The 21,196-nt window shown below is 64.1% G+C and carries 21 protein-coding genes and 1 tRNA gene; 13 read left to right on the top strand and 9 right to left on the bottom strand.

Going from position 1 to position 21,196, the window contains the following annotated elements; all coding sequences use genetic code 11:
• The first annotated feature begins 17 nt into the window (after nt 1-17).
• Both QEN71_RS06225 and QEN71_RS06230 read left to right on the top strand, forming a co-directional pair.
• A tRNA-Asp gene (locus tag QEN71_RS06225) sits at nt 18-94 on the top strand.
• Between the two features lie 162 nt (nt 95-256).
• Nucleotides 257-721 (top strand): GNAT family N-acetyltransferase, encoded by a 465-nt coding sequence (locus tag QEN71_RS06230; protein ID WP_201650177.1) that lies wholly within the window; start codon nt 257-259, stop codon nt 719-721.
• Between the two features lie 49 nt (nt 722-770).
• Here QEN71_RS06230 and QEN71_RS06235 read toward each other — a convergent pair whose 3' ends face one another.
• Nucleotides 771-1,655, bottom strand: a complete 885-nt coding sequence (locus tag QEN71_RS06235; RefSeq protein ID WP_201650178.1) for an AraC family transcriptional regulator — start codon at nt 1,653-1,655, stop codon at nt 771-773.
• A gap of 155 nt (nt 1,656-1,810) precedes the next feature.
• Here QEN71_RS06235 and rraA point away from each other — a divergent pair, with 155 nt between their 5' ends.
• Nucleotides 1,811-2,305 (top strand): ribonuclease E activity regulator RraA, encoded by a 495-nt coding sequence (rraA, locus tag QEN71_RS06240; RefSeq protein ID WP_201650179.1) that lies wholly within the window; start codon nt 1,811-1,813, stop codon nt 2,303-2,305.
• 49 nt (nt 2,306-2,354) lie between these two features.
• The gene (locus tag QEN71_RS06245) at nt 2,355-2,762 is read left to right on the top strand and encodes a gamma-glutamylcyclotransferase family protein (RefSeq protein ID WP_201650180.1); all 408 of its coding nucleotides are present in this window, start codon (nt 2,355-2,357) and stop codon (nt 2,760-2,762) included.
• Nucleotides 2,763-2,902: 140 nt separating this feature from the next.
• Here the strand turns inward: QEN71_RS06245 and aceB are convergent, their stop codons facing one another.
• Together aceB and QEN71_RS06255 are read right to left on the bottom strand one after the other, a co-directional pair.
• Nucleotides 2,903-4,495: a malate synthase A gene (gene aceB / locus QEN71_RS06250; protein WP_201650181.1), complete on the bottom strand. Its 1,593-nt coding sequence runs from the start codon at nt 4,493-4,495 to the stop codon at nt 2,903-2,905.
• A 77-nt stretch (nt 4,496-4,572) separates the two neighbouring features.
• Entirely contained in the window at nt 4,573-5,349 is a 777-nt protein-coding gene (locus tag QEN71_RS06255) for a haloacid dehalogenase type II (protein ID WP_201650182.1), read from the bottom strand.
• 154 nt (nt 5,350-5,503) lie between these two features.
• On the opposite strand from QEN71_RS06255, the gene QEN71_RS06260 reads away from it, so the two are divergent.
• Both QEN71_RS06260 and QEN71_RS06265 read left to right on the top strand, forming a co-directional pair.
• Nucleotides 5,504-6,406 (top strand): LysR family transcriptional regulator, encoded by a 903-nt coding sequence (locus tag QEN71_RS06260; RefSeq protein ID WP_201650183.1) that lies wholly within the window; start codon nt 5,504-5,506, stop codon nt 6,404-6,406.
• Nucleotides 6,407-6,664: 258 nt separating this feature from the next.
• On the top strand, nt 6,665-7,099 hold the full coding sequence (locus QEN71_RS06265) for a universal stress protein (RefSeq protein WP_201650184.1): 435 nt from the start codon (nt 6,665-6,667) through the stop codon (nt 7,097-7,099).
• A gap of 117 nt (nt 7,100-7,216) precedes the next feature.
• Here QEN71_RS06265 and aceA read toward each other — a convergent pair whose 3' ends face one another.
• The 3 genes from aceA to QEN71_RS06280 all read right to left on the bottom strand — a co-directional run bounded on the left by aceA (nt 7,217) and on the right by QEN71_RS06280 (nt 11,283).
• Nucleotides 7,217-8,521 (bottom strand): isocitrate lyase, encoded by a 1,305-nt coding sequence (gene aceA, locus QEN71_RS06270; RefSeq protein WP_201650185.1) that lies wholly within the window; start codon nt 8,519-8,521, stop codon nt 7,217-7,219.
• A 361-nt stretch (nt 8,522-8,882) separates the two neighbouring features.
• Complete coding sequence (locus QEN71_RS06275; RefSeq protein WP_201650186.1) at nt 8,883-10,580, bottom strand: DEAD/DEAH box helicase; 1,698 nt, start codon at nt 10,578-10,580, stop codon at nt 8,883-8,885.
• 433 nt (nt 10,581-11,013) lie between these two features.
• Nucleotides 11,014-11,283, bottom strand: a complete 270-nt coding sequence (locus tag QEN71_RS06280) for an acyl-CoA-binding protein (RefSeq protein ID WP_201650187.1) — start codon at nt 11,281-11,283, stop codon at nt 11,014-11,016.
• Nucleotides 11,284-11,451: 168 nt separating this feature from the next.
• On the opposite strand from QEN71_RS06280, the gene tsaB reads away from it, so the two are divergent.
• From tsaB to QEN71_RS06300, 4 genes are read left to right on the top strand one after another with little or no spacing between them, the layout of a single operon-like run.
• Complete coding sequence (gene tsaB, locus QEN71_RS06285) at nt 11,452-12,273, top strand: tRNA (adenosine(37)-N6)-threonylcarbamoyltransferase complex dimerization subunit type 1 TsaB (RefSeq protein ID WP_201650188.1); 822 nt, start codon at nt 11,452-11,454, stop codon at nt 12,271-12,273.
• Complete coding sequence (gene rimI, locus QEN71_RS06290; RefSeq protein ID WP_201650189.1) at nt 12,270-12,764, top strand: ribosomal protein S18-alanine N-acetyltransferase; 495 nt, start codon at nt 12,270-12,272, stop codon at nt 12,762-12,764. The genes tsaB and rimI overlap by 4 nt, the downstream gene beginning before the upstream one ends.
• Entirely contained in the window at nt 12,751-13,752 is a 1,002-nt protein-coding gene (locus QEN71_RS06295) for a uracil-DNA glycosylase (RefSeq protein ID WP_201650190.1), read from the top strand. Before rimI ends, QEN71_RS06295 begins: the two co-directional genes overlap by 14 nt.
• Nucleotides 13,749-14,744, top strand: a complete 996-nt coding sequence (locus tag QEN71_RS06300) for a DUF1853 family protein (RefSeq protein ID WP_201650191.1) — start codon at nt 13,749-13,751, stop codon at nt 14,742-14,744. Before QEN71_RS06295 ends, QEN71_RS06300 begins: the two co-directional genes overlap by 4 nt.
• Before the next feature lie 33 nt (nt 14,745-14,777).
• Here QEN71_RS06300 and thiD read toward each other — a convergent pair whose 3' ends face one another.
• Entirely contained in the window at nt 14,778-15,584 is an 807-nt protein-coding gene (gene thiD / locus QEN71_RS06305) for a bifunctional hydroxymethylpyrimidine kinase/phosphomethylpyrimidine kinase (RefSeq protein ID WP_201650192.1), read from the bottom strand.
• 61 nt (nt 15,585-15,645) lie between these two features.
• Complete coding sequence (gene lplT, locus QEN71_RS06310) at nt 15,646-16,953, bottom strand: lysophospholipid transporter LplT (protein WP_201650193.1); 1,308 nt, start codon at nt 16,951-16,953, stop codon at nt 15,646-15,648.
• Nucleotides 16,954-17,172: 219 nt separating this feature from the next.
• Here lplT and alr point away from each other — a divergent pair, with 219 nt between their 5' ends.
• The 3 genes from alr (at nt 17,173) to QEN71_RS06325 (ending at nt 20,085) form a co-directional block, all read left to right on the top strand.
• A complete protein-coding gene (alr, locus tag QEN71_RS06315; protein WP_201650194.1) occupies nt 17,173-18,243 on the top strand; it encodes an alanine racemase in 1,071 nt (356 codons plus the stop codon).
• A gap of 61 nt (nt 18,244-18,304) precedes the next feature.
• A complete protein-coding gene (gene radA / locus QEN71_RS06320; protein ID WP_201650195.1) occupies nt 18,305-19,681 on the top strand; it encodes a DNA repair protein RadA in 1,377 nt (458 codons plus the stop codon).
• Nucleotides 19,682-19,821: 140 nt separating this feature from the next.
• The gene (locus QEN71_RS06325) at nt 19,822-20,085 is read left to right on the top strand and encodes a DUF2866 domain-containing protein (RefSeq protein WP_201650196.1); all 264 of its coding nucleotides are present in this window, start codon (nt 19,822-19,824) and stop codon (nt 20,083-20,085) included.
• Nucleotides 20,086-20,107: 22 nt separating this feature from the next.
• Here the strand turns inward: QEN71_RS06325 and QEN71_RS06330 are convergent, their stop codons facing one another.
• Entirely contained in the window at nt 20,108-21,190 is a 1,083-nt protein-coding gene (locus QEN71_RS06330; protein ID WP_201650197.1) for a CaiB/BaiF CoA transferase family protein, read from the bottom strand.
• Nucleotides 21,191-21,196: the final 6 nt, after the last annotated feature.

The following is a 21,196-nucleotide window of genomic DNA, read 5'->3' on the forward strand; positions in this document are numbered from 1 at the left end:
AGTCAGGTAGCAAGACTGGAGCGGTAGTTCAGTCGGTTAGAATACCGGCCTGTCACGCCGGGGGTCGCGGGTTCGAGTCCCGTCCGCTCCGCCAAAATTGAAGCCCGCTGAGTTATCAGCGGGCTTTTTGTTTTCACTTCCCATCCGACGCGAAGACGTTCGGGACGAAGCCTGCCTCGTTGTGGGGCAAACAGCCATTGCCAGCGCGGTCCGCCTGTCTTAACGTTGTGCGGACCGACTTTTTCGTCCCCGCGCGATGCTCGACCCCACCGACGATCCATCTCCCTTCCATTTGCGCAAGGCCAGCATGGACGACTTCCAGTTCGCCGAGGCGCTGACGCGCAACAACATGGGCGGCTACTACCGCCGGCATCATCTCGTGTGGCGCAGCGATCTGTTTCTCGCAAGCTGGCGTGAGTCGGAGAACTTCATTCTCGAAGTGGACGGCGAGCGGATCGGTGTGCTGCGCATCACCGAAGAGGGCGACTCGCTGCATATCCGCGATGTGCAGATTGCCGAAGGCCATCGGCGGCGCGGCGCGGGCACCTATCTGCTGAATACGTCGCATCGTTGGGCTCGGGCGCGTGGTCTATCGGAACTGCAACTGCGCGTATTCGTCGATAATCCTGCGGCACGCCTGTATCAGCGGATGGGTTACCGTCTCGCGGGTCCGAGGCTCGCGCAACTTGGCTCGATCCGGCATATGGCGCGTCGCGTCTAAGAGTGTTGCGCGCGCATCGACCGGTCGACGCGAACACACGCGCCTGACATCAACCGGATTCGTCTTGCTCTTCTTCCCGATCTCGTTCATCGCGCCGACGTTCCGCGCCGCGCACCATGAACGCCCGCGGACTCTCTCCAAACGCGCGCCGGAACATTGCTGAAAACGCACTCTGGCTCTGATACCCCAACTCTCGCGCGACATGCGACAGCGGTCGCCCTTGACTGAGCAACGGAATGGCACGTGCGAGCACGGCCTGCTGACGCCACTGCGAAAAGCTCACGCCCAGTTCCTGTCGAAAGAGCCGCGCGATCGTACGTGTGCTCGCGCCGACCGTCGATGCCCACCGTTCCAGCGAATCGGCGTTGGCGGGATCGGCGATGACGGCTTCGCACAACGCTCTCAGACGTTTCTCCGTCGGCATCGGCACGGACAGCGGCAAAGGCTGCGAGCGCGTGATTTCGTCGAGAGCTAGCGAACCGAGCAAGCGTTCGCGATCGGGTGGCAAGCCAGGCGTATCGAGCGCGGCAATGACTTCACGCAGCAACCCCGACACCTCCACGACGCGGCACGCGTCCAGTCCCGCGGGCACGACCGTCTCATTGACATAGAGCGTGCGCAGAAACGCCTCTTCGACGATGGTCACCTCGTGCAGCACGTATGGTGGAACCCAGATCGCGCGCGACGGCGGCACCATCCACGTCGTGCCGAACGTGCCGACGCGCAGCACGCCGCGCGATGCATACGCGACCTGCGCCCATGCGTGCGTGTGTCGCGCGATCCGCACGCCTGCGGGCATGGGCCGCGAGCGCACGCGGATGGGATGCGTCGGCGTGGGCGCGAACTCGGGCGGAATGTCGGCGAAATCGACGCGAGTCGACAGTTCGGCGGGCGCTTTCGATGTGGGCGGCGTAGAGCTTGCGGCTTCGGTCATGGCATAACGGAAAGGGCGGCGGCGGAATGGCCGTATGACAATTCTCATTGTAGGGGCGCGCGCGTCGTCCGCCCATTAGCCGAACGGACGATGCGACATCGAAAAAATGGCGCGGCATAATGCACCGAATCTGTTCGACTGAGAGGGGGAAACCAATGAACTTCGCAACGGCAGATCTGTGCGACGCGAATGAAGAGCAACTGGCCGCGGGAACCTTGCGTGTGCTCGATCCCGTGTTCAGCCGTTTTGGGCGCGCGGCGCGTTTCGGCGGCGAAGCGGTCACGCTCAAAGTCTTCGAAGACAACACGCTCGTGCGCGCGACGCTCGAAGAAAAGGGCGCCGGGCGAGTGCTGGTTATCGACGGCGGCGGCAGCCTGCGGTGCGCGCTCGTCGGCGGCAACCTGGGCAAACTGGGCGAGAAAAACGGTTGGGCAGGCATCGTCGTGTTCGGCTGCGTGCGCGACACGCTCGAACTGAACGAATGCAACATCGGCATCGTCGCGCTTGCGACGCATCCCCAGCGCAGCCAGAAGCGCGGCGCCGGAGAGCGCGACATATCGGTGCGATTGCCGGGCTCAGTCGTGCGGCCCGGCGAATGGATTTACGCGGACAGCGACGGCGTGCTGGTGGCGAGTGCGCCGCTCGTCTGACGCGTCGTGTTATCGGCAGATCGGTATCTGGACAGAGGGTAGTGGACTAATGCAGAACGTTTTTGTGTATGGCACCTTGCGTGCCGGCGAGATCAACGACATCGGCGCCGCAGCGGCGCGCAACGACATTTCGGCGCCGACGCTGCTCGGCGCGGCCACCTTGCGTGGCCGTTTGTTCGACTTCGGCGCGTATCCGGGTTTCGTGCCCGACGAGGCAGGCGTTCATGTGCGCGGCGATGTTTATGAAATCGACGATCAGCTCATTGCCGTGCTCGATGAGATCGAGCAGGTTTATCCGGGCGTCGAAGGACTGTTCATGCCGCGTGAAGTGACCGTCGATATCGAAGGCGCGCCCGTGACGTGCCGTTACTATCCCGTGCAGCGCGAGGCCGTCAAAGGGCTGCCGGAAATTCGCAGCGGCGACTGGGTCGAGCATCGGCGCTCGAACGGGCGTTGAGCATCAAAAAGAATGGCCCAGCAGGCATGACGCCCGCCAGGCCATCCCGGTCGGTCAACCGTTGAGAGCATGGGCTGCGCGCGGTAGCCGATGCTCGCGAAAAAGCGTTACGGCTTCCGCGCGCACGCGCACCGCGTCGCTCAGAGTTCTTCGTAAAGCGGCAGCGTCAGAAACTCGGTGAAGTTCTCCGACGTCGACATGTCGCTGAAAATCTGCGCGGCGCGAACATACGGCGCGGTATCGCCAGCGATTGAGGCCTTCACCTTGTCGAGTTCCTGCGCCGTCAGTTCGCGCACGAGTTCGGCCGTCACCTTGCGACCATCGTCGAGCTTGCCCTTCGGCGAACGGATCCACTGCCACACCTGTGAGCGCGAGATTTCCGCCGTCGCGGCATCTTCCATCAGATTGTGGATCGGCACGCAACCATTGCCCGCGAGCCACGAACCCAGGTAGTGAATGCCGACGTTGATGTTGTTGCGCAGGCCCGCTTCGGTGATAGGCGCTTCGGGACGGAAGTCGAGCAGATCCTTGCCCGTCACCTGCACGTCGTCGCGTTGCTTGCCGATCTGGTTCGGCTTGTCGCCGAGCACCTTGACGAACTCTTCCATCGCGATCGGCACGAGTCCCGGGTGCGCGACCCAGCCGCCGTCGTAGCCGTCGGTCGCATCGCGCGCCTTGTCCGAGCGAACGCCTGCCATTGCCTTGTCGTTCGCGGCTGCGTCGTTCTTGATGGGGATCAGCGCGCTCATGCCGCCGATGGCAGGCGCATTGCGTCGATGGCAAGTCTTCAGCAATTGCAGTGCGTACGCGCGCATGAACGGCACGGTCATCGTGATCTGCGAGCGATCTGCCAGGCAGAAGTCCTTATCGTTCTTAAACTTCTTGATCGCCGAAAAGATGTAGTCCCAACGTCCTGCGTTCAGGCCCGAGCTATGTTCACGCAGTTCGTACAGGATCTCATCCATTTCGAACGCGGCCAGGATCGTTTCGATCAACACAGTCGCGCGAATCGTGCCGCGCGGCACGCCGACGGCTTCCTGCGCGGCGACGAAGATGTCGTTCCACAAGCGCGCTTCGAGATGGCTCTCCATCTTCGGCAGATAGAAGTACGGGCCCGTGCCGCGCGCGAGTTGCTCCTTCGCGTTGTGATGCAGGAATAGCGCAAAGTCGAAGATGCCGCCCGACACGCGCTGGCCGTCGATGCTCACGTGCTTCTCGTCGAGATGCCAGCCGCGCGGACGCACGATCAGCGTCGCGATCTTGTCGTTCAGCTTGTACGACTTGCCGTTCTGTTCCAGCGAAATCGTTCGGCGCACCGCGTCCTTCAGATTGATATGCCCGATGATCTGGTTGTCCCAGCTCGGCGCATTCGAATCCTCGAAGTCGGTCATGTACGAATCCGCGCCCGAGTTCAGCGCGTTGATGATCATCTTGCGCTCGACGGGGCCCGTGATCTCGACGCGTCGGCATTGCAGATCCAGCGGCAGCGGCGCAATGGTCCAGTCGCCTTCGCGGATGGCCTGCGTTTCAGCGAGAAAATCCGGGCGCTCGCCGGCGTCCAGACGTTGCGCGCGCTCGACACGCAGTTTCAGCAGTTGCTGGCGACGCGGCTCGAACGTCCGGTGCAGGCTGGCGACCAGCTCGAGTGCTTGTGGCGTCAGAATCGCCTCGAAGCCGGGCTGGATCTCACCGGTGATATTCATGCCCTGCGGAAGCGACAACGTGTTCGCCATGATTTCTCCTTGGTCGGTCAGTTTCAAAGTGCGGGTGATGCGTATTGCAATACGTCGTTTCGATGCTTCGTGTGCCGTCATGCGCCAGGGCTGTGGCGCGAGCGGCTTTTTTTCTGCTGTTTGTCGTTTTTCTCGGCCTTTTCAGGCGGTGTCCGGTTTGCGATAAACGCGATCAAATCATTCATGCTTCTGCCCGTGCCGTGCGGCGTGACGCCCAGTTCTTCAGCGGGCGCGCCCAGGCGGTTGAGCCAGAACACGGTGTAGCCGAACCAGTTCGCGCCGCTTGCGTCCCAACCGTTCGACGACACGAACACGATCTCGCGCGCCGTCGCGCCGAATGCCTGCGTGCCGAGCGCATAGGTCGCGGGCGCCGGCTTGAACGCGCGCACCGTGTCCACCGACAGCACGTGGTCGAATAGTCCCGACATGCCCGCGCTTTTCACGGCGATATCGAGCATCTGCGGATTGCCGTTCGAGAGAATTCCCAGGCCAATCTGCCTGTCGCGCAGTTGACGCAACGCAGGCAGCACGTCGGGGAACGCGGACAGGCAGGCGTATTCGTCCATCAGGCGTTTTTCGCCCGCCGCGTTCAGCGACAGGCCGAGCTTGCGCGCGGAAAAGCGCAGTGCGTCGAGCGTGATGTTCCAGAACGGCTCGTAGTGCGCGCCGGCGGGATCGGCGGCCGTGCGCAACTGCGTGTATTCGATCTGTTTTTGCCGCCACGACTGCGAGAGCGCATCGCCGTGGCCCGGGAACATCTGCTCCGCGGCAGCGACGACGGAGTGCACGTCGAAGAGCGTGCCGTAGGCGTCGAAAATCACTGCTTTGGGGAAATGTGTCGTTGTGGCCGACATAGCCTTGCGCTCCATCAGAGGTCGGGATCCATTCTATTCGTGACGGCTTGTGCTAAAAAAGACTCTAAAGATCACTTGATCTTTTACTTTCATCAACCTAATCTGACGCGGATCCTCTTATTCGTGCGCGACCGATGCGCCCATTCATCCGCCAATGGACCGCTTCAAGCAGATCGAGACTTTCGTGACCGTCGCGGCGCGCGGCAGCCTGTCGGCGGCGGCGCAGGCCGAAGGCGTCGCGCCCGCGATCATCGGACGCCGCATCGACGCGCTCGAAGAACGGCTCGGCGTCAAACTGCTCGTACGCACCACGCGCCGCATCACGCTGACTTACGAGGGCTCGGCATTCCTCGAAGACTGCCAGCGGATCATTCACGACATGCAGAACGCCGAGGCGAGCGTATCGGCGGGCGGCGTGAAGGCCAGCGGCCATTTGCGCGTGTCGGCGCCGGCGGGCTTCGGTCGAAGACACGTCGCACCGCTCGTGCCTGCGTTCACGGTCGCGCATCCCGACGTGTCGATTTCTCTCGATCTGTCCGATCGGATGGTCGATCTCGTCAATGAAGGATTCGATTGCGCGATTCGACTTGGCGAATTGCCGGATTCCTCGCTGGTCTCGTTGAGACTTGGTGAGAACCGGCGCGTGTGCGTCGCATCGCCGGCTTATCTCGCACGACGTCCGCCGCCGCAAACACTTGCCGATCTCGCGCATCACAACTGCCTTGCGCTCGGCGGAAGCGCGAACCAGCAGCGCGGCTGGGTGTTCCAGCAGGGCGACAAGGTCGTGACGATCAAGGTATCGGGCACGATGGAGTGCTCGGACGGCGCGGTGCTGCACGAGTGGTGCCTCGAAGGCTACGGGCTCGCGTGGCGCTCGTGGTGGGAAGTCGGCGCGGACATCGCGGCTGGGCGCCTCGTCAGTGTGCTCGACGATCACGCGGCGCCGCCCATCGGCATTCACGCCGTGTTTCCGCAGCGTCGGCATTTGCCGTTGCGCGTGCGACTTTTCCTCGATTTTCTCAAGCACACGTACGGCAATCCGGCTTACTGGATCTGAAAGCTACGCAAGCCGCACGGTAAGTCCGACGTCATCCCGCGCGCGGGTTTCCGATATGCGGACATGCCCGCAGGCGCGGCTTGCACGGTATTTCGGCGCACTACAATCGTTCTGACAGCCCGCCGCGCGGCGTTTCGACCGCTGCGGCGCAGGCGCTTGCGCGTGTCTGCCGACAACCTCGTTCGCGTTCATCGGCGTTCGAGGCAACGAATCGCAGACGCGTGCATTCCACACCTGCAGTCGACGACGGAGGGCACCATGTTCAAGCACATCCTCGTTCCGACCGATGGTTCGGACCTGTCGAAGAAAGCGATCGACGGCGCGATCGATCTCGCCCAGGCCGTCGGCGCGCGCGTGACCGCGTATGCGTGCCTGCCGCAGTATCCGTACTCGCCGTTTTCCGAAGTCGTGATCGAGCCGCCTGTGGACTTTCAGGACCGCAGCGAGCGCGAGGCGCGCCAGCATCTGCAGGAAGTCGAGGAGGCGGCGCGTGGCGCGGGCGTCGAATGCTCGAGCCAGACGAGCGTGCATCCGTCGCCGTATCTCGGCATCATCGAAGCGGCCGAGCAGGGCGGCTGCGACGTGATCTTCATGGCGTCGCACGGGCGGCGCGGACTCGGCAGTCTGCTGATCGGCAGCGAGACGCAGCGCGTGCTGACGCATACAAAAATTCCGGTGATCGTGTATCGGTAGGCAAAAAAACGCGCGCCAATTGGCGCGCGTTCGGTCTTTTCGAGAGTGAGGCGCCGACCCTCTACGGGCCGGCGTTGTTACGCGAGAGGCGCTTATTGTTCAGCCAGGTCAGCCGCTTCAGGCAACCTTCTTGTCGAAGAACTGCTCGTCTTCCGTCGAGCCGTGCAGCGCCGTCGTCGATGCGTCGCGCTCGACCGTCTGCGTCACGGCGTCGAAGTAGCCCGTGCCCACTTCGCGCTGATGCTTCACAGCCGTGAAGCCCTTCTCGGCAGCCGCGAATTCGGCCTGCTGCAGTTCGACGAACGCGCTCATCTGCTGACGCGCGTAGCCGTGCGCGAGGTTGAACATCGAGTAGTTCAGCGCGTGGAAGCCCGCCAGCGTGATGAACTGGAACTTGTAGCCCATCGCGCCGAGTTCCTTCTGGAACTTCGCGATCGTTGCGTCGTCGAGGTTCTTCTTCCAGTTGAACGACGGCGAGCAGTTGTACGACAGCATCTTGCCCGGGAATTCCTTGTGGATCGCCTCGGCGAATTTCTTCGCGTACTCGAGGTCCGGCTTGCCCGTTTCGCACCAGATCAGATCGGCGTACGGCGCGTAGGCGAGACCGCGCGACACGGCTTGATCGAGGCCCGGCTTCGTGCGGAAGAAGCCTTCCACCGTGCGCTCGCCCGTGAGGAACGGCTTGTCGTTGTCGTCGACATCAGACGTCATCAGGTCGGCGGCTTCGGCATCGGTGCGGGCGATCAGCACGGTCGGCACGCCGAGCACGTCGGCGGCCAGACGCGCGGCCGTCAGTTTCGCGACGTTTTCACGCGTCGGCACGAGCACCTTGCCGCCCATGTGGCCGCACTTCTTCACGGACGCCAGCTGATCTTCGAAGTGCACGCCGGCCGCGCCCGCTTCGATCATCGCCTTCATCAGTTCGAACGCGTTCAGCACGCCGCCGAAACCGGCTTCCGCGTCGGCGACGATCGGCGCGAAGTAGTCGATGTAACCTTCATCGCCCGGATTCTTGCCTTCCGACCACTGGATCTGGTCGGCGCGCGTGAGCGTGTTGTTGATGCGCTTCACGACGAGCGGCACCGAGTTCGCCGGATACAGCGACTGGTCTGGGTACATTTCGCCTGCCACGTTGGCGTCGCCGGCAACCTGCCAGCCCGAGAGATAGATGGCCTTCAGGCCAGCCTTGACCTGCTGCATCGCCTGGTTGCCCGTCAGCGCGCCGAGTGCGTTGACGAACGGATCCTTGTGCATGTCGGCCCACAGCCTTTCGGCGCCGCGGCGCGCGAGCGTGTGCTCAGGCTGCACCGAGCCGCGCAGACGCACCACGTCTTCCGCCGTGAAGCCGCGCTTGATGCCATTCCAGCGGCTATCCGTTTCCCATTGTTGCTGAAGCTGCTTTGCCTGTTCGTTGCGCGTCATGGTGTGCTCCTTGTTTGCCTTGAAGTGGGTTCGACTGGACTCGTGACTTCCGCGAAGCGAGGGCGCCGAGAGCGTTTCGTTTCGTGAAGTCTTATATAAGAGTCTAGGCAAAAGGCCTTAGGCGGAACAGACGCAACCAAGTCTTTTTCGGTGATTTTTATTCTTTATGATTCAATGGTTTGTCGCATGCATTCCGTAATGAGAAACGTGATTTTCCATATTGCAACAACGCTTCTTGTGCCTTGCAGCACGATTTTTTACGACGCAAAAAATTTTTTCGCATCGTGAAATGCTGCGCGAGGCGAAAAAAAACCGACGCGGGAGCGTCGGTTTCCTGATTCAGCGAGGTTCTCGCAGCAGCTTAGTCGCCGCGGCGCGAGTTGCGCGGGCCGTCGTTGCGACGCGCGCCGTAGCCGCCGTCGCGCGAGTAGCCGCCTTCGCGGTTGCCGCGATAGCCTTCGCTGCGGTAGCCGCCTTCACGCGAACCACTGTTGTAGCCGCCTTCGCGATTGCCGCCGGCCGGCTTGTCGCCCCAGCTGCGACCAGCGCTATTGCCACCATTGCCGCCGTTGCCGCCATCACGTGCGCCGTAGCCGCCGCGATTGCCGTCACGCGAACCGTAGCCGCCGCCGTTGCCGTCACGCGAACCGCCGTAGCCCGGCTTGCCGCCGAAACGGCGACCACCACCGTTGCCACCACCCGGACGACCACGGCCGCCGAAGCCGCCACGACCGTTAGCGGGCGGCGACTTGCGCGGCTCGAAGCCTTCGACAACATTGACGGGCAGCGGCGCACGCACGAAACGTTCGATGCGCTTGAGCGCGCCTTGCTCGGCGTGATGCACGAGGCTCACTGCGATGCCCGAACGGCCCGCGCGGCCCGTACGGCCGATACGGTGAACGTAGTCTTCGGCGAACTTCGGCAGGTCGTAGTTGAACACGTGCGTGATGCCGGGAATATCGATACCGCGGGCAGCGACGTCCGTTGCGACCAGCACGCGCACGCGGCGCTCGCGCAGCGCGCGGATTGTGCGGTTACGCGCGCCTTGCGGCAGGTCGCCGTGCAGCGCGGCCGATTCGAAACCGGCGTCGGCAAGACGGCCGGCCAGCTGGTCGGCGTCCATCTTGGTTGCCGTGAAGACGATTGCCTGATCGAGACCATCGGCGCGCAGCAGATGGTCGAGCAGACGATCCTTGTGATCGCGGTCGTCGACGTAATGCACCGTCTGCGCGATGTTCGTGCGCTGTTCGATGTGCTGCTTGATCTCGATGCGCTCCGGATCCTTCAGCAGACGGCCCGTCAGCGAACCGATCTTGCCGTCGAGCGTGGCCGAGAACAGCATGGTCTGGCGCGTGGCGGGCGTCGCGGCGACGATCGTCTCGATGTCGTCGATGAAGCCCATGTCCAGCATGCGGTCGGCTTCGTCGAGCACGAGCATCTGCAGTTGCGACAGGTCGATACGGCCGCGCTCCAGATGGTCGAGCAGACGGCCCGGCGTGGCGACGAGAATTTCGGGGTTCTTCGCGAGCAGCATCAGCTGCTGGCCGTAAGCGACGCCGCCCAGAATGCTGACCGTGCGCAGACGGCGCAGATGCTTGCCGTACGTCGAAGCGGCCGTCGTCACCTGCATCGCGAGTTCGCGGGTCGGCGTGAGGACGAGCAGGCCCGGACGTGCGACCGGCTGCGGACGGCGGCCACGGGCGCCCGCCGCGTTGCTTTCGCGCGGCTCGCGCGGTTGACTGGTTTGCGCTTTTTGCAGCTGTGCGAAGCGCTCGATGGCGGGCAGCATGAACGCTGCCGTCTTGCCCGAACCCGTCGGGCTCGAGACCAGCAGATCGCGGCCCGCGATGCCGGCGGGAATGGCGCGCTGCTGGACAGGCGTCGGGTTCTTGTAGCCCGCTGCCGTCAGCGCAGAGACGATCTCCGCCGACAGACCCAGCTCAGCGAACGTCGGGCCGGTAGCAACCTCGGGGGCTTGCACGGCCGTTTCCGGCGTGTCGAGACCGAGGGCTTGATCGGCGATGGCGTTCAGCGGGCTGGTGGTATTGCTCGAAGTCATGAGAATCCTTGAAACATGGGAAATAACACGTCGGCGCCAATCGGCATACCCAAGTCGTCGGATTCAGCGAGCAAAAAATCAGCGAGCAAATCGAAAAACGGGGGCAACTCGCGACAATGAAGGCGAGTTTCTCGTTAGAAGCTGTATCGAATGCGACAGGCCGGAATTGGCTTGCCGCCAGCCTGGACTTGCGGCCCGTGGGGCCTTGCAGGAGGGGACAGGTTCTAAACTGGATTGGAGCAAAACGCTACGAGACGCTCTTTCCGCAAACGTCGCCGAAGCGAACGGGAGACAAGCGGTGAAGCGCAGCCAGCATTATATCGATTTTTGCTGCACCGCGCCACTGTTAAGAACCCTCTGAGTGAAAGCGCTTAATTCGTGAGAAGAATGCGGACATTTGAGCCGCAGTGTGCGGCCGAATGTCGTTCGGCTATCAGGCCGCCGTACCGTTCTTCAGCGATTCGACCAGCTCGACGTATTGCTGCTTGGCCGTATCGGATGCCGTGCCTTGCAGCGCGGCCCAAGCATCGTACTTGTACTTGCCGACGATATCGGTGAAGCCCGGCTTGTCGCCGTGCACGTCGCCGTCGGTGGCCTGCTTGAAGAGCGCGTACAGGCGCAGCAGCGTGAGATTGCCCGGACGCTCCGGCAGTTGTTTCACGTCTTCTTGTGCCTGGGTGAAGAGACCGTCCACGTTGCTCATCAGATCCTCCGTGCTTATTCGAGATAGGGCGTCGATCATAACAAGCGAGACGCGGCGGGCGGCCGCCTGACGCTGGAGCGATCCTTCCAAACGCCGGACGTGCCGGTTGGGCCGCGTCGGGTTTTGTTCGCATCCGGCGACGCAGGGTGCCGCATTACAATAGCGGTCATGACGAAAACCGTGCTGCTTGCCCTCGATACTTCGACCGAATTTTGCTCGGTCGCACTGCTGTCCGCCGATTCCGCCGACGCCGCGTCCCCGGACGAGCCGGACGCGCCTGCTCCGAAACCGCGCGTGTGGGTCCGCCATGAAGCGACGGGCGCCGTCTCCAGCGCGCGCCTGCTTCCCGCCATCCGCGAACTGTTCAACGAAGCGGGCCTCGCGCTCGCCGATTGCGACGCGATCGCGTTCGGCTCCGGGCCGGGCTCGTTCACGGGCTTGCGCACGGCAACGGGCGTCGCGCAAGGTCTCGCGTTCGGGCTGAGTTGCCCCGTCGTGCCTATCGGTACGTTGCTCGCGTGCGCTGAAAGCGCGCGTCTGCACGATCCGTCGACGGCGCGCGTGCTGGCGGCCATCGACGCGCGCATGGACGAGGTCTACTGGGCCGACTTCGCGTGGGACGACGATGCAGGAGAGTGGCGCACGGTTCATCCCGCATCGCTTGGCGCGCCGGATGCGCTGCCGTTGCCGGATCAGCCGTTCACGCTCGCGGGCAATGCCGCGGCGGCGTTCGGCGAGCGTCTGAAGGCGGCAGCCGCCGCACGGCATGTCGATCAGGAAGCCGTGCCGCACGCGCTGCCCCTGGCGTTCGCCGCACTGCGCGCATTCCGCGCGGGCCGCACGCTTCCCGCCGATCAGGCCGCGCCCGAATACATCCGCGACAAGGTTGCACAAACCACCGAAGAACGCATGGCGGCGAAGGCTGCGCAGGCGCAATCGGCTGCCGCGGCCCGCTCCGCTCAACCCGCGCACGGCGAGGGCGGGCAATGAGCGGCGTGCTGCTGGCGGACCGCTACATGTCGCCAATGACGGAAGGCGATCTCGACGAGGTCGCCGTAGTCGAAAAGCTCGCCTATGAATTTCCATGGAGCCGGGGCAATTTCGAAGATTCGCTGCGCAACGGCTATTTCGGCGTGTGTCTGCGACACGTGACGGGCACGCTGATCGGCTATTGCGTGCTGATGCCCGTCGTCGACGAGATGCATCTGCTGAATCTGTGCGTCGCGCCCGTCGCGCAGCACGCGGGTGCGGGACTCGCGCTGCTGCGCGAAGCCGTGCGCATCTCGCGTAGTGAAAAGCTCGCGGGCATGCTGCTCGAAGTACGGCCGTCGAACCATCGCGCGATCAAGCTGTACGAGCGCTTTGGATTCACGTCGATCGGCCGTCGCAAGAACTATTATCCGGCGCGGCATCGCAGCCGGGAGGACGCCATCGTGATGCGTTTCAGTTTCGTGAAGGAGGGCGCAGATGGCGCTGCATGAATCCGCGCTGGAAGAACTCGGCCTCGCGCCGATGTGGGTGCGTCGCGGCGGCGCACATGAGGCGGCGGCTGAGTTGGCAGCATCGGACAGTGATGCCGATGTCGTGGCTAACGAAGCGCAGCCTGTAGAGGTTGCATCGGCTGTCGGCGTCGAAGCGCCGGTTTCGCACGAAACGCAACCGCCTGCAGGCGTTTCAAACGCCGCTCGCGAGCCGCTCGAAAGCCGCGAACCCGTACGAGCCGAAGCCACACCCGCCGACGCGCCGCAAGCCCGTCGAGCGCCGCCGCCCGCCGCCGACGAAGCGCCGCCTTTCCCCGACGACGACTTCGCCTGGTTCGACGATCTGCCCGCCGCGCCGCCGTCCGACGCCGAAGCAAAATCGAACGAACCCGCGCAGCCCGGCATCGACACGCTCGACTGGACGGCGCTCGAAGCCCGCGTCTCGGCGTGCGAGCGTTGCCGTCTGTGCGAGCGGCGCACGAACACGGTGTTCGGCGTCGGCGATCGCGAGGCCGACTGGATGCTGATCGGCGAAGCGCCCGGGGAGAACGAGGACAAGCAGGGTGAACCGTTCGTGGGTCAGGCGGGCAAACTGCTCGACAACATGCTGCGCTCGCTCGATCTCGCGCGCGGCACGAATGTCTATATCGCCAACGTGATCAAGTGCCGGCCGCCCGGCAACCGCAATCCGGAACCGGACGAAGTGGCGCGCTGCGAGCCGTATCTGCAGCGTCAGGTCGCGCTCGTGAAGCCGAAGCTGATCGTCGCGCTCGGCCGCTTCGCTGCGCAGAGTCTGCTGAAGACGGAAGCGAGCATTTCGTCGCTGCGTGGACGCGTGCACGAATACGAAGGCGTGCCCGTCGTGGTGACCTACCATCCCGCGTATCTGCTGCGCAGCCTCGGCGATAAGTCGAAGTCGTGGCAGGACCTGTGCCTCGCCCGCGACACATGGCGCAAGGCCGGCGCAGAAGGGGACGCGGCGAAATGATGGAAAACGCCGGGCCGACCGCTTCGTTCGAGGCGCCCTCGTTGGCCCGACGCTCGGCCCGGCTCGACGCGCTATCCGATGCCGCCGTGCGCGACATCGCGTGGCTGCTGTTCAGTCCCGACCTGTTGCGCGCGCAACCGCCCGATGGCGCGCTCGCGACACCGTTCGAATCGCCCGACGAAGCGGCTGCAACGGTGGCTTGGCTCGAAGTACAGAACGCCGATCCCGCCGATCTGCATCGCCATATCGCGGCGGCGCGGGTCACGCGTCTCGGGCGTTACGCCGAATGTCTGCTCGCGTATTTTCTGAAGCACGGTCCGGCGGCGCGCCTGATCGCCGCGAACGTCGCGCTGCGGCGCGCGGGCGTGACGCTCGGCGAATGTGATTTCCTCGTCGAGACGCAGACAGGCAAGCGATTGCATTGGGAACTGGCCGTCAAATGCTATCTGCACGCGGGCGACGGCCGGGGCGAACTGGCCGACTACGTGGGCCCGAATCTGCAGGATCGCTTCGATCTGAAGCTCGCGCATCTGCTCGATCATCAGTTGCGGCTCAGCGCGCGCGAGGAGTTCGCGTCGCTCGGTCATCGCGGTCCGTGGGATGCGCAGATGTTCGTCAAAGGGTGGCTGTTCTACCGCGACGGACGCAACGAGCGCGATCCCGTCGAAATCGAGCCGACGCACGCGCGCGGCTGGTGGACGACGCGCGCCGACTGGCCCGCGTTTTCAGCCGGTCATGCCGATGCGTGGACGCTGCTGCCGAGGCTCGAATGGCTCGCGCTGCGGACGCGTGATGCACGCGACGCTTCGAACTTCCTCTCGCCGGAAACGCTCGCGCAGCAACTCGCGAAACACACAGTGCCGACGATGGTCGCGGGGTTCGTTCAGCAGCCCGGCGGGCAGTGGACAGAGCGCTCGCGGGGCTTCATCGTTCCCGACGACTGGCCCGAGCGGGCCCAGGCGTTTGCGCGCCAGCAGACTCGCAAGTCCTAGCAATACTCACCACGCAGGCTTAAGCGCCCGCGCTCACCACCAGCGATAGAAATGATGCACCGGCCCGACGCCCTGACCGACGTCGAGTCGGCCGCTCTGTTCGAGCGCGCCCGTCAGCCATTCCTTGGCATCGGCGACGGCGCTCGCCAGATCGTCGCGTTGCGGAATCAGCGCCGCGATCGCCGACGATAGCGAGCAGCCCGTCCCGTGCGTATTCGTGACGGGCACGCGCGGCGCGGCGAGGCGCATCGTGCCGCTTTCCTGAATCAGCCAGTCGGGGCTGTCGGCGGCGGCGAGATGGCCGCCCTTCATCAGCACCGCGCGCGCGCCGAGCTTGCGCAGCGCTTCGCCCTGATCGACCATCGCGGCTTCGTCCGTCGCGCTCGATGTGCCGAGCAGCGCGGCCGCTTCCGGCAGATTCGGTGTCAGCAGATCGGCGAGCGGCAGCAGTTCGCTGCGCACGGCATCGACGGCTTCGGGTGCGAGCAGCGCGTGATTGCTCTTCGAGATCATCACGGTGTCGAGCACCACGTGCTTCGGCTGGTGACGGCGCAATGCATCGGCGACGGCGCACACGATCGATGCGTTCGCCAGCATGCCGATCTTCACGGCATCGATGCGTATGTCGTCGAACACGGCGTCCAGTTGCGCGGTGACAAAGGCGGGATCGGGCGTGTGGATGGCCGTCACGCCGCGCGTGTTCTGCGCCGTCAACGCGGTGATCACGGTCGCGCCATACGCGCCGAGCGCCGAGAAAGCCTTCAGATCGGCCTGAATGCCGGCGCCGCCGCCGGAGTCGGAACCGGCGATGGTCAGGACGTTGGGAATCGGTCGGGTCATGGGAAAGCCTGAAAAGCAAAGGGCACCTGGCGCGCCCACTGACGAGAGGAGGCCGCGGGCCTCAGTGATGCGCTTCGCCGATCAGCGAGACGGAGTCGAACGCGCGCTGGTTCGCCAGATGACGGCGCATCACGAGCCACATCATCACGCACACGAAAGTGCCGAACAGCACGATCACGATCGCAACGGGCACGTCGAGCCACACGAGCACGGCGTACAGGCACAGCATCACGAGCACGGAGAGGTTCTCGTTGAAGTTCTGCACGGCGATCGAGTGACCCGCCGACAGCAGTACGTGGCCGCGATGCTGCAGCAGCGCATTCATCGGTACGACGAAGAACCCCGACAGCGCGCCGACAACCATCAGAAAGAGATAGGCGAAGATCAGATAACCGGGGATGTGCATCCTGCCGTAATAGATGCCCCAGTGCGACGGAAACAGATGCTTCGTATAGAAGGCCATCAGCATTACGGCGATGCCCATGATGATGCCGACGGGCAGCACGCTCAGTGACTTCTTCAGCGGCACGCGTGCGGCGGCGATCATTGCGCCCGCCGCGACGCCCACGGCGACGACGGCCTGCAGGATCGCGCCTTCCGACAGCGACATGCCGAGCGACACTTCGGCCCACTTCAGCACGATGAACTGCAGTGTCGCGCCCGCGCCCCAGAACAGCGTCGTGACGGCGAGCGAAATCTGGCCGAGCTTGTCGCGCCAGAGCACGACGAAACAGTCGGCGAAATCGGTAATGAGCTTGATGGGACCGTGTTCCTGGCGCGGATAGCGGGCGCCCGTGTCGGGAATGCGCAGATTGAAGAGCGCAGCGATCACGTAGATCAGGATGATGATGAGCATCGCCGCTTCGGCGGGTGTGTGGATCGCCGGGGGCGTGTGCTTGATGATGTGCGAGGCGATATGCGGGCTGATCAGCGCGCCGCCGAGCACGGTACCGAGAATGATCGAGCCGACCGTCGTGCCTTCAATCCAGCCGTTCGCGGCGACGAGCCGGTCAGGCGGAAGCAGTTCGGTGAGAATGCCGTACTTGGCGGGCGAGTACGCGGCCGCGCCGAAACCCACGATGCCGTACGCAAGCAGCGGATGCGCGCCGATCAGCATCGTAAGGCAACCGACCACCTTGATCGTATTGGTCACGAACATCACGCGGCCCTTCGGACGGGAGTCCGCGAAGGCGCCGACAAAAGCCGCGAGCACGACGTACGACAGCACAAAAAACAGCTTGAGCAGCGGCGTCATCCAGTTCGGGGCGTGAAGATCTTTCAGCAGTGCAATAGCAGCGATTAGAAGCGCATTGTCGGCCAGCGAGGAAAAAAACTGCGCGGCCATGATGGTGTAAAAACCTTTTTTCATCTGATGCGATGCTTTCCTCGCTGCGGTCTGTCCGCCCCGGCCGTAAGGTGTGCGTCCGGGCTTATTCCGTTCGAAATGGGTTGTGCGCACGGCTTTATATCACGAAAATAGCTGAATCCCGACTAGCAGAATCCTTGATCGCATTGTCGAGCTTGCCTTCGGCGCGTTGCAAACGCACTGTAAGCTACTGATTCGACAATGTCTTTACGAAAATATCCCATGCCGCGCCCAGTCTCAGCCACGATCCATACTGCCGCTCTCGCCAATAATCTCGCAGTTGCCCGCCGCTACGCGCCAAAGTCCAAGATCTGGGCCGTCGTGAAGGCCAACGCCTACGGTCACGGACTTGCGCGAGCGTTCCCGGGCCTGCGCGCAACCGACGGCTTTGGTTTGCTCGACCTCGAAGAAGCGGTGAAGTTGCGTGAATTGGGGTGGGCAGGGCCAATTTTGTTGCTCGAGGGCTTTTTCCGGCCCACGGATATCGACGTGATCGACCGTTATAGTCTGACCACGGCGCTGCATTCGGACGAACAGTTGCGCATGCTGGAAATGGCGCGTCTGTCCAAGCCCGTCAATATCCAGCTGAAGATGAACAGCGGCATGAACCGCCTCGGCTATACGCCCGAGAAGTTCCGCGCCGCCTGGGAGCGCGCGCGGGCCTGTCAGGGCGTCGGCCAGATCACGTTGATGACCCATTTCTCGGATGCCGACAGCGAACGCGGCATCACGCACCAGATGGAAGCGTTCGAGCGCGGCGCGCAGGGCATCGCGGGCGCGCGCAGCCTTGCCAATTCGGCCGCCACGCTGTGGTATCCGGAAGCCCATTTCGACTGGGTGCGCCCCGGCGTGATGCTGTACGGCGCGTCGCCGTCGGGCGTGAGTTCGGCGATCAAGGACACGGGTCTGCAGCCGGCCATGACGCTCGCCTCCGAACTGATCGCGGTGCAGACGCTCACGGAAGGCCACACGATCGGCTACGGCTCGACCTTCACGGCGCGCGCAGGCATGCGCATCGGCGTGGTCGCGTGCGGCTACGCGGACGGCTATCCGCGCGTCGCGCCGGAAGGCACACCCGTTATCGTCGACGGCATCCGCACGCGGATCGTCGGACGCGTGTCGATGGACATGATCACCGTCGATCTCACGCCGTGTCCGCAGGCGAACGTCGGCACGCGCGTCGAGCTGTGGGGCGCGCAGCTGCCCGTCGACGACGTCGCGCAGGCGTGCGGCACGATCGGCTACGAGCTGGTGTGCGCCGTCGCGCCGCGCGTGCCCGTGCGTGCCGAGTAATCAGCGCTTTTACGGCGCATCACTCCAAGACATAACAAACAACGACGCGTGACGAAACAAGTTGGCTAAACAGAAAACGTTGTACACCTGCACCGAATGCGGTGGGCAGTCTCCGAAGTGGCAGGGCCAGTGCCCTGCGTGTCATGCGTGGAACACGCTCGTCGAAACGGTCGCGGAATCGCCTTCCGCGCACCGCTTCCAGTCTCTCGCGAAGAGCCAGCCGGTGCAGAAGCTGTCCGATATCGAAGCGTCGGACGTGCCGCGCTTTTCGACGGGTGTCGGCGAGTTCGACCGGGTGCTCGGCGGCGGGCTGGTGGCGGGCGGCGTGGTGCTGATCGGCGGCGATCCGGGCATCGGCAAGTCGACGCTGCTGCTGCAATCGCTCGCGGAAATCGCCAGCGAGCGGCGCGCGCTCTACGTAAGCGGCGAGGAGTCTGCGGCACAGATTGCGTTGCGCGCGCAACGGCTGTCGCTGCTCGAACCGGGTTCGCACGCAACCGACCTCAAACTGCTCGCCGAAATCCAGCTTGAAAAGATCCAGGCGACGATCGCCGAAGAACGGCCCGACGTCGCCGTCATCGACTCGATCCAGACCATCTATTCTGAAGCGCTGACGTCCGCGCCCGGTTCCGTCGCGCAGGTGCGCGAGTGCGCGGCGCAACTGACGCGCGTCGCCAAGCAGTCGGGCACCGCGATCATCATGGTCGGCCACGTGACGAAAGAGGGCAGTCTCGCGGGCCCGCGCGTGCTTGAGCACATCGTCGATACCGTGCTGTATTTTGAAGGCGACACGCACTCGTCTTTCCGCCTCGTGCGCGCGTTCAAGAACCGCTTCGGCGCCGTCAACGAACTGGGCGTGTTCGCGATGACGGAACGCGGATTGCGTGGCGTCGCGAATCCGTCGGCGCTGTTCCTGTCGCAGCACGAGCAGATCGTGCCGGGTTCGTGCGTGCTGGTCACGCAAGAGGGCACGCGGCCGCTGCTGGTCGAAGTGCAGGCGCTCGTGGATGCCGCGAACGTGCCGAATCCGCGCCGGCTCGCCGTCGGTCTCGAACAGAACCGGCTCGCGATGCTGCTCGCCGTGCTGCACCGGCATGCGGGCATCGCGTGTTTCGATCAGGACGTGTTCCTGAACGCCGTGGGCGGCGTGAAGATCACCGAACCTGCCGCCGACCTCGCGGTCCTGCTCGCGATTCACTCGTCGATGCGCAACAAGCCGCTGCCGAAGGGACTGATCGTGTTCGGTGAAGTGGGGCTGGCGGGCGAAATCCGTCCGTCGCCGCGCGGCCAGGAACGTCTGAAGGAAGCCGCAAAGCTCGGCTTTTCGATTGCGCTGATTCCGAAGGCGAACGCGCCGAAGCAGGCAATCGACGGCTTGCAGGTAATCGCCGTCGAGCGGATCGAGCAGGCTATCGACCGGATCCGCACGCTCGAATAACAAGGTTCAGACGATGGCGGATCGCGCCCGCTTTCTGGCGTAATCCGCTGTAAATTTCCGAACCTTGCGTGTAACCCAAGAGACTTTCGTTTTCCCTATCCTCGTGAAATGCAATGTCACGAGCGGAAAAGGAAGACGTTTTGAAACAGTCTCATCAATCCTCGGGCGAGCTTCTCTCGAACCTGCGCGGCTGCCGAGTCTCCGCGCCCATTCACGGGCCGTGGGGCGGCGGCTGCCGGATCGTCGAATGGATCGACACGACGGGGCAGATTTCGCGGCGTGTGGTGGCGGAAAACGTGACAGCCGACGAAGTGCGGGAGACGATCCGGCATCACGTCGAAGGCCGCAAACACCGTCTGATCGACGACGAACGCGAGCCCCGGCAGACCTTGCCGCGGCGTTGAGCTTCGGCCACGCCGCACCTGATTATTCGGACTCGCCGTCGCTTGCCTGCGCCAGCAACGCCTCGCGCGCGGCTTCATTAAAAAGGGGATGCTGGGCGGCTTCCGCCGGCGTCAGCACGGGCGACACGCAACAGTCCAGCGGCACCAGCAGCGTCAGCCATTCGTCGAGCGGACGTGTGGCGATCACGTCCGCCATGTCCTTGATCAGCTGCACGGCGTCCGGTCCGGAAATCGACTGGCCGAGACTCCAGTGGCGCGTCGCCCAGTCCGGGCGGTCGAGCGCCATGCACAGCGTTTCCCAGAATTTCAGTTCGAGCGCGCCGACGGCGAGCCATCGTCCGTCGAGCGTGCGGTACAGGTTGTAGCAGGGCACGCCGCCGTTCAGCAGACTGCTGCCCGCGACGGGCGCGGTGCCGTCATTGGCGAGCGCGACCTGGGCGACGACGTTGTTCGCATACGTGGAATGCGCCATCGATACATCGACGAACCGCCCGTCGCCGCCACGCGCCACGGCCCACAGCGCCGCGAGAATCTGATTGACGGCCGACAGCGCACCGCCGAGCAGATCCGCGATCTGGAAATTGGGCAGGATCGGCGCGCCGTCGCGCGAAGCAAGTTGATCGAGCACACCCGCATACGCGATGTAGTTCAGATCGTGTCCGGCCAGTTGCGCAAACGGACCGTCCGTGCCGTAGCCGGAAATCGCGCAATAGACGAGCTTCGGGTTGATCACCCGCAACACTTCATAGCCGACGCCGAGCCGGTCCATCACGCCCGGCCGGAAGCTTTCGATCAGCACGTCCGACTCGCGCGCCAGCGCCATCAGCACGGTGCGTCCGCCTTCCGACTTCAGATCGAGCCGCGTTTCGCGCTTGCCGCGATTCACGAGCCGGTAGAACGCGCCGGGCCGTCCCGCGACGCGGTCGGCCGTGCTCTGCATCATCGTGCGCGTGGCGTCGCCGGCGCCGGGCGCTTCGATCTTCAACACGTCGGCGCCCATTTCCGCGAGCCGGAGCGTCGCGACGGGACCGGGCAACAGGCGCGTCAGATCGAGCACGCGCAAGCCCTTCAGTGCGGCAGTAGACGACAATGCCCAGCCCTCCATCGATTG

This window comes from Paraburkholderia sabiae (assembly GCF_030412785.1).
In the GTDB taxonomy this organism is placed as follows: domain Bacteria; phylum Pseudomonadota; class Gammaproteobacteria; order Burkholderiales; family Burkholderiaceae; genus Paraburkholderia; species Paraburkholderia sabiae.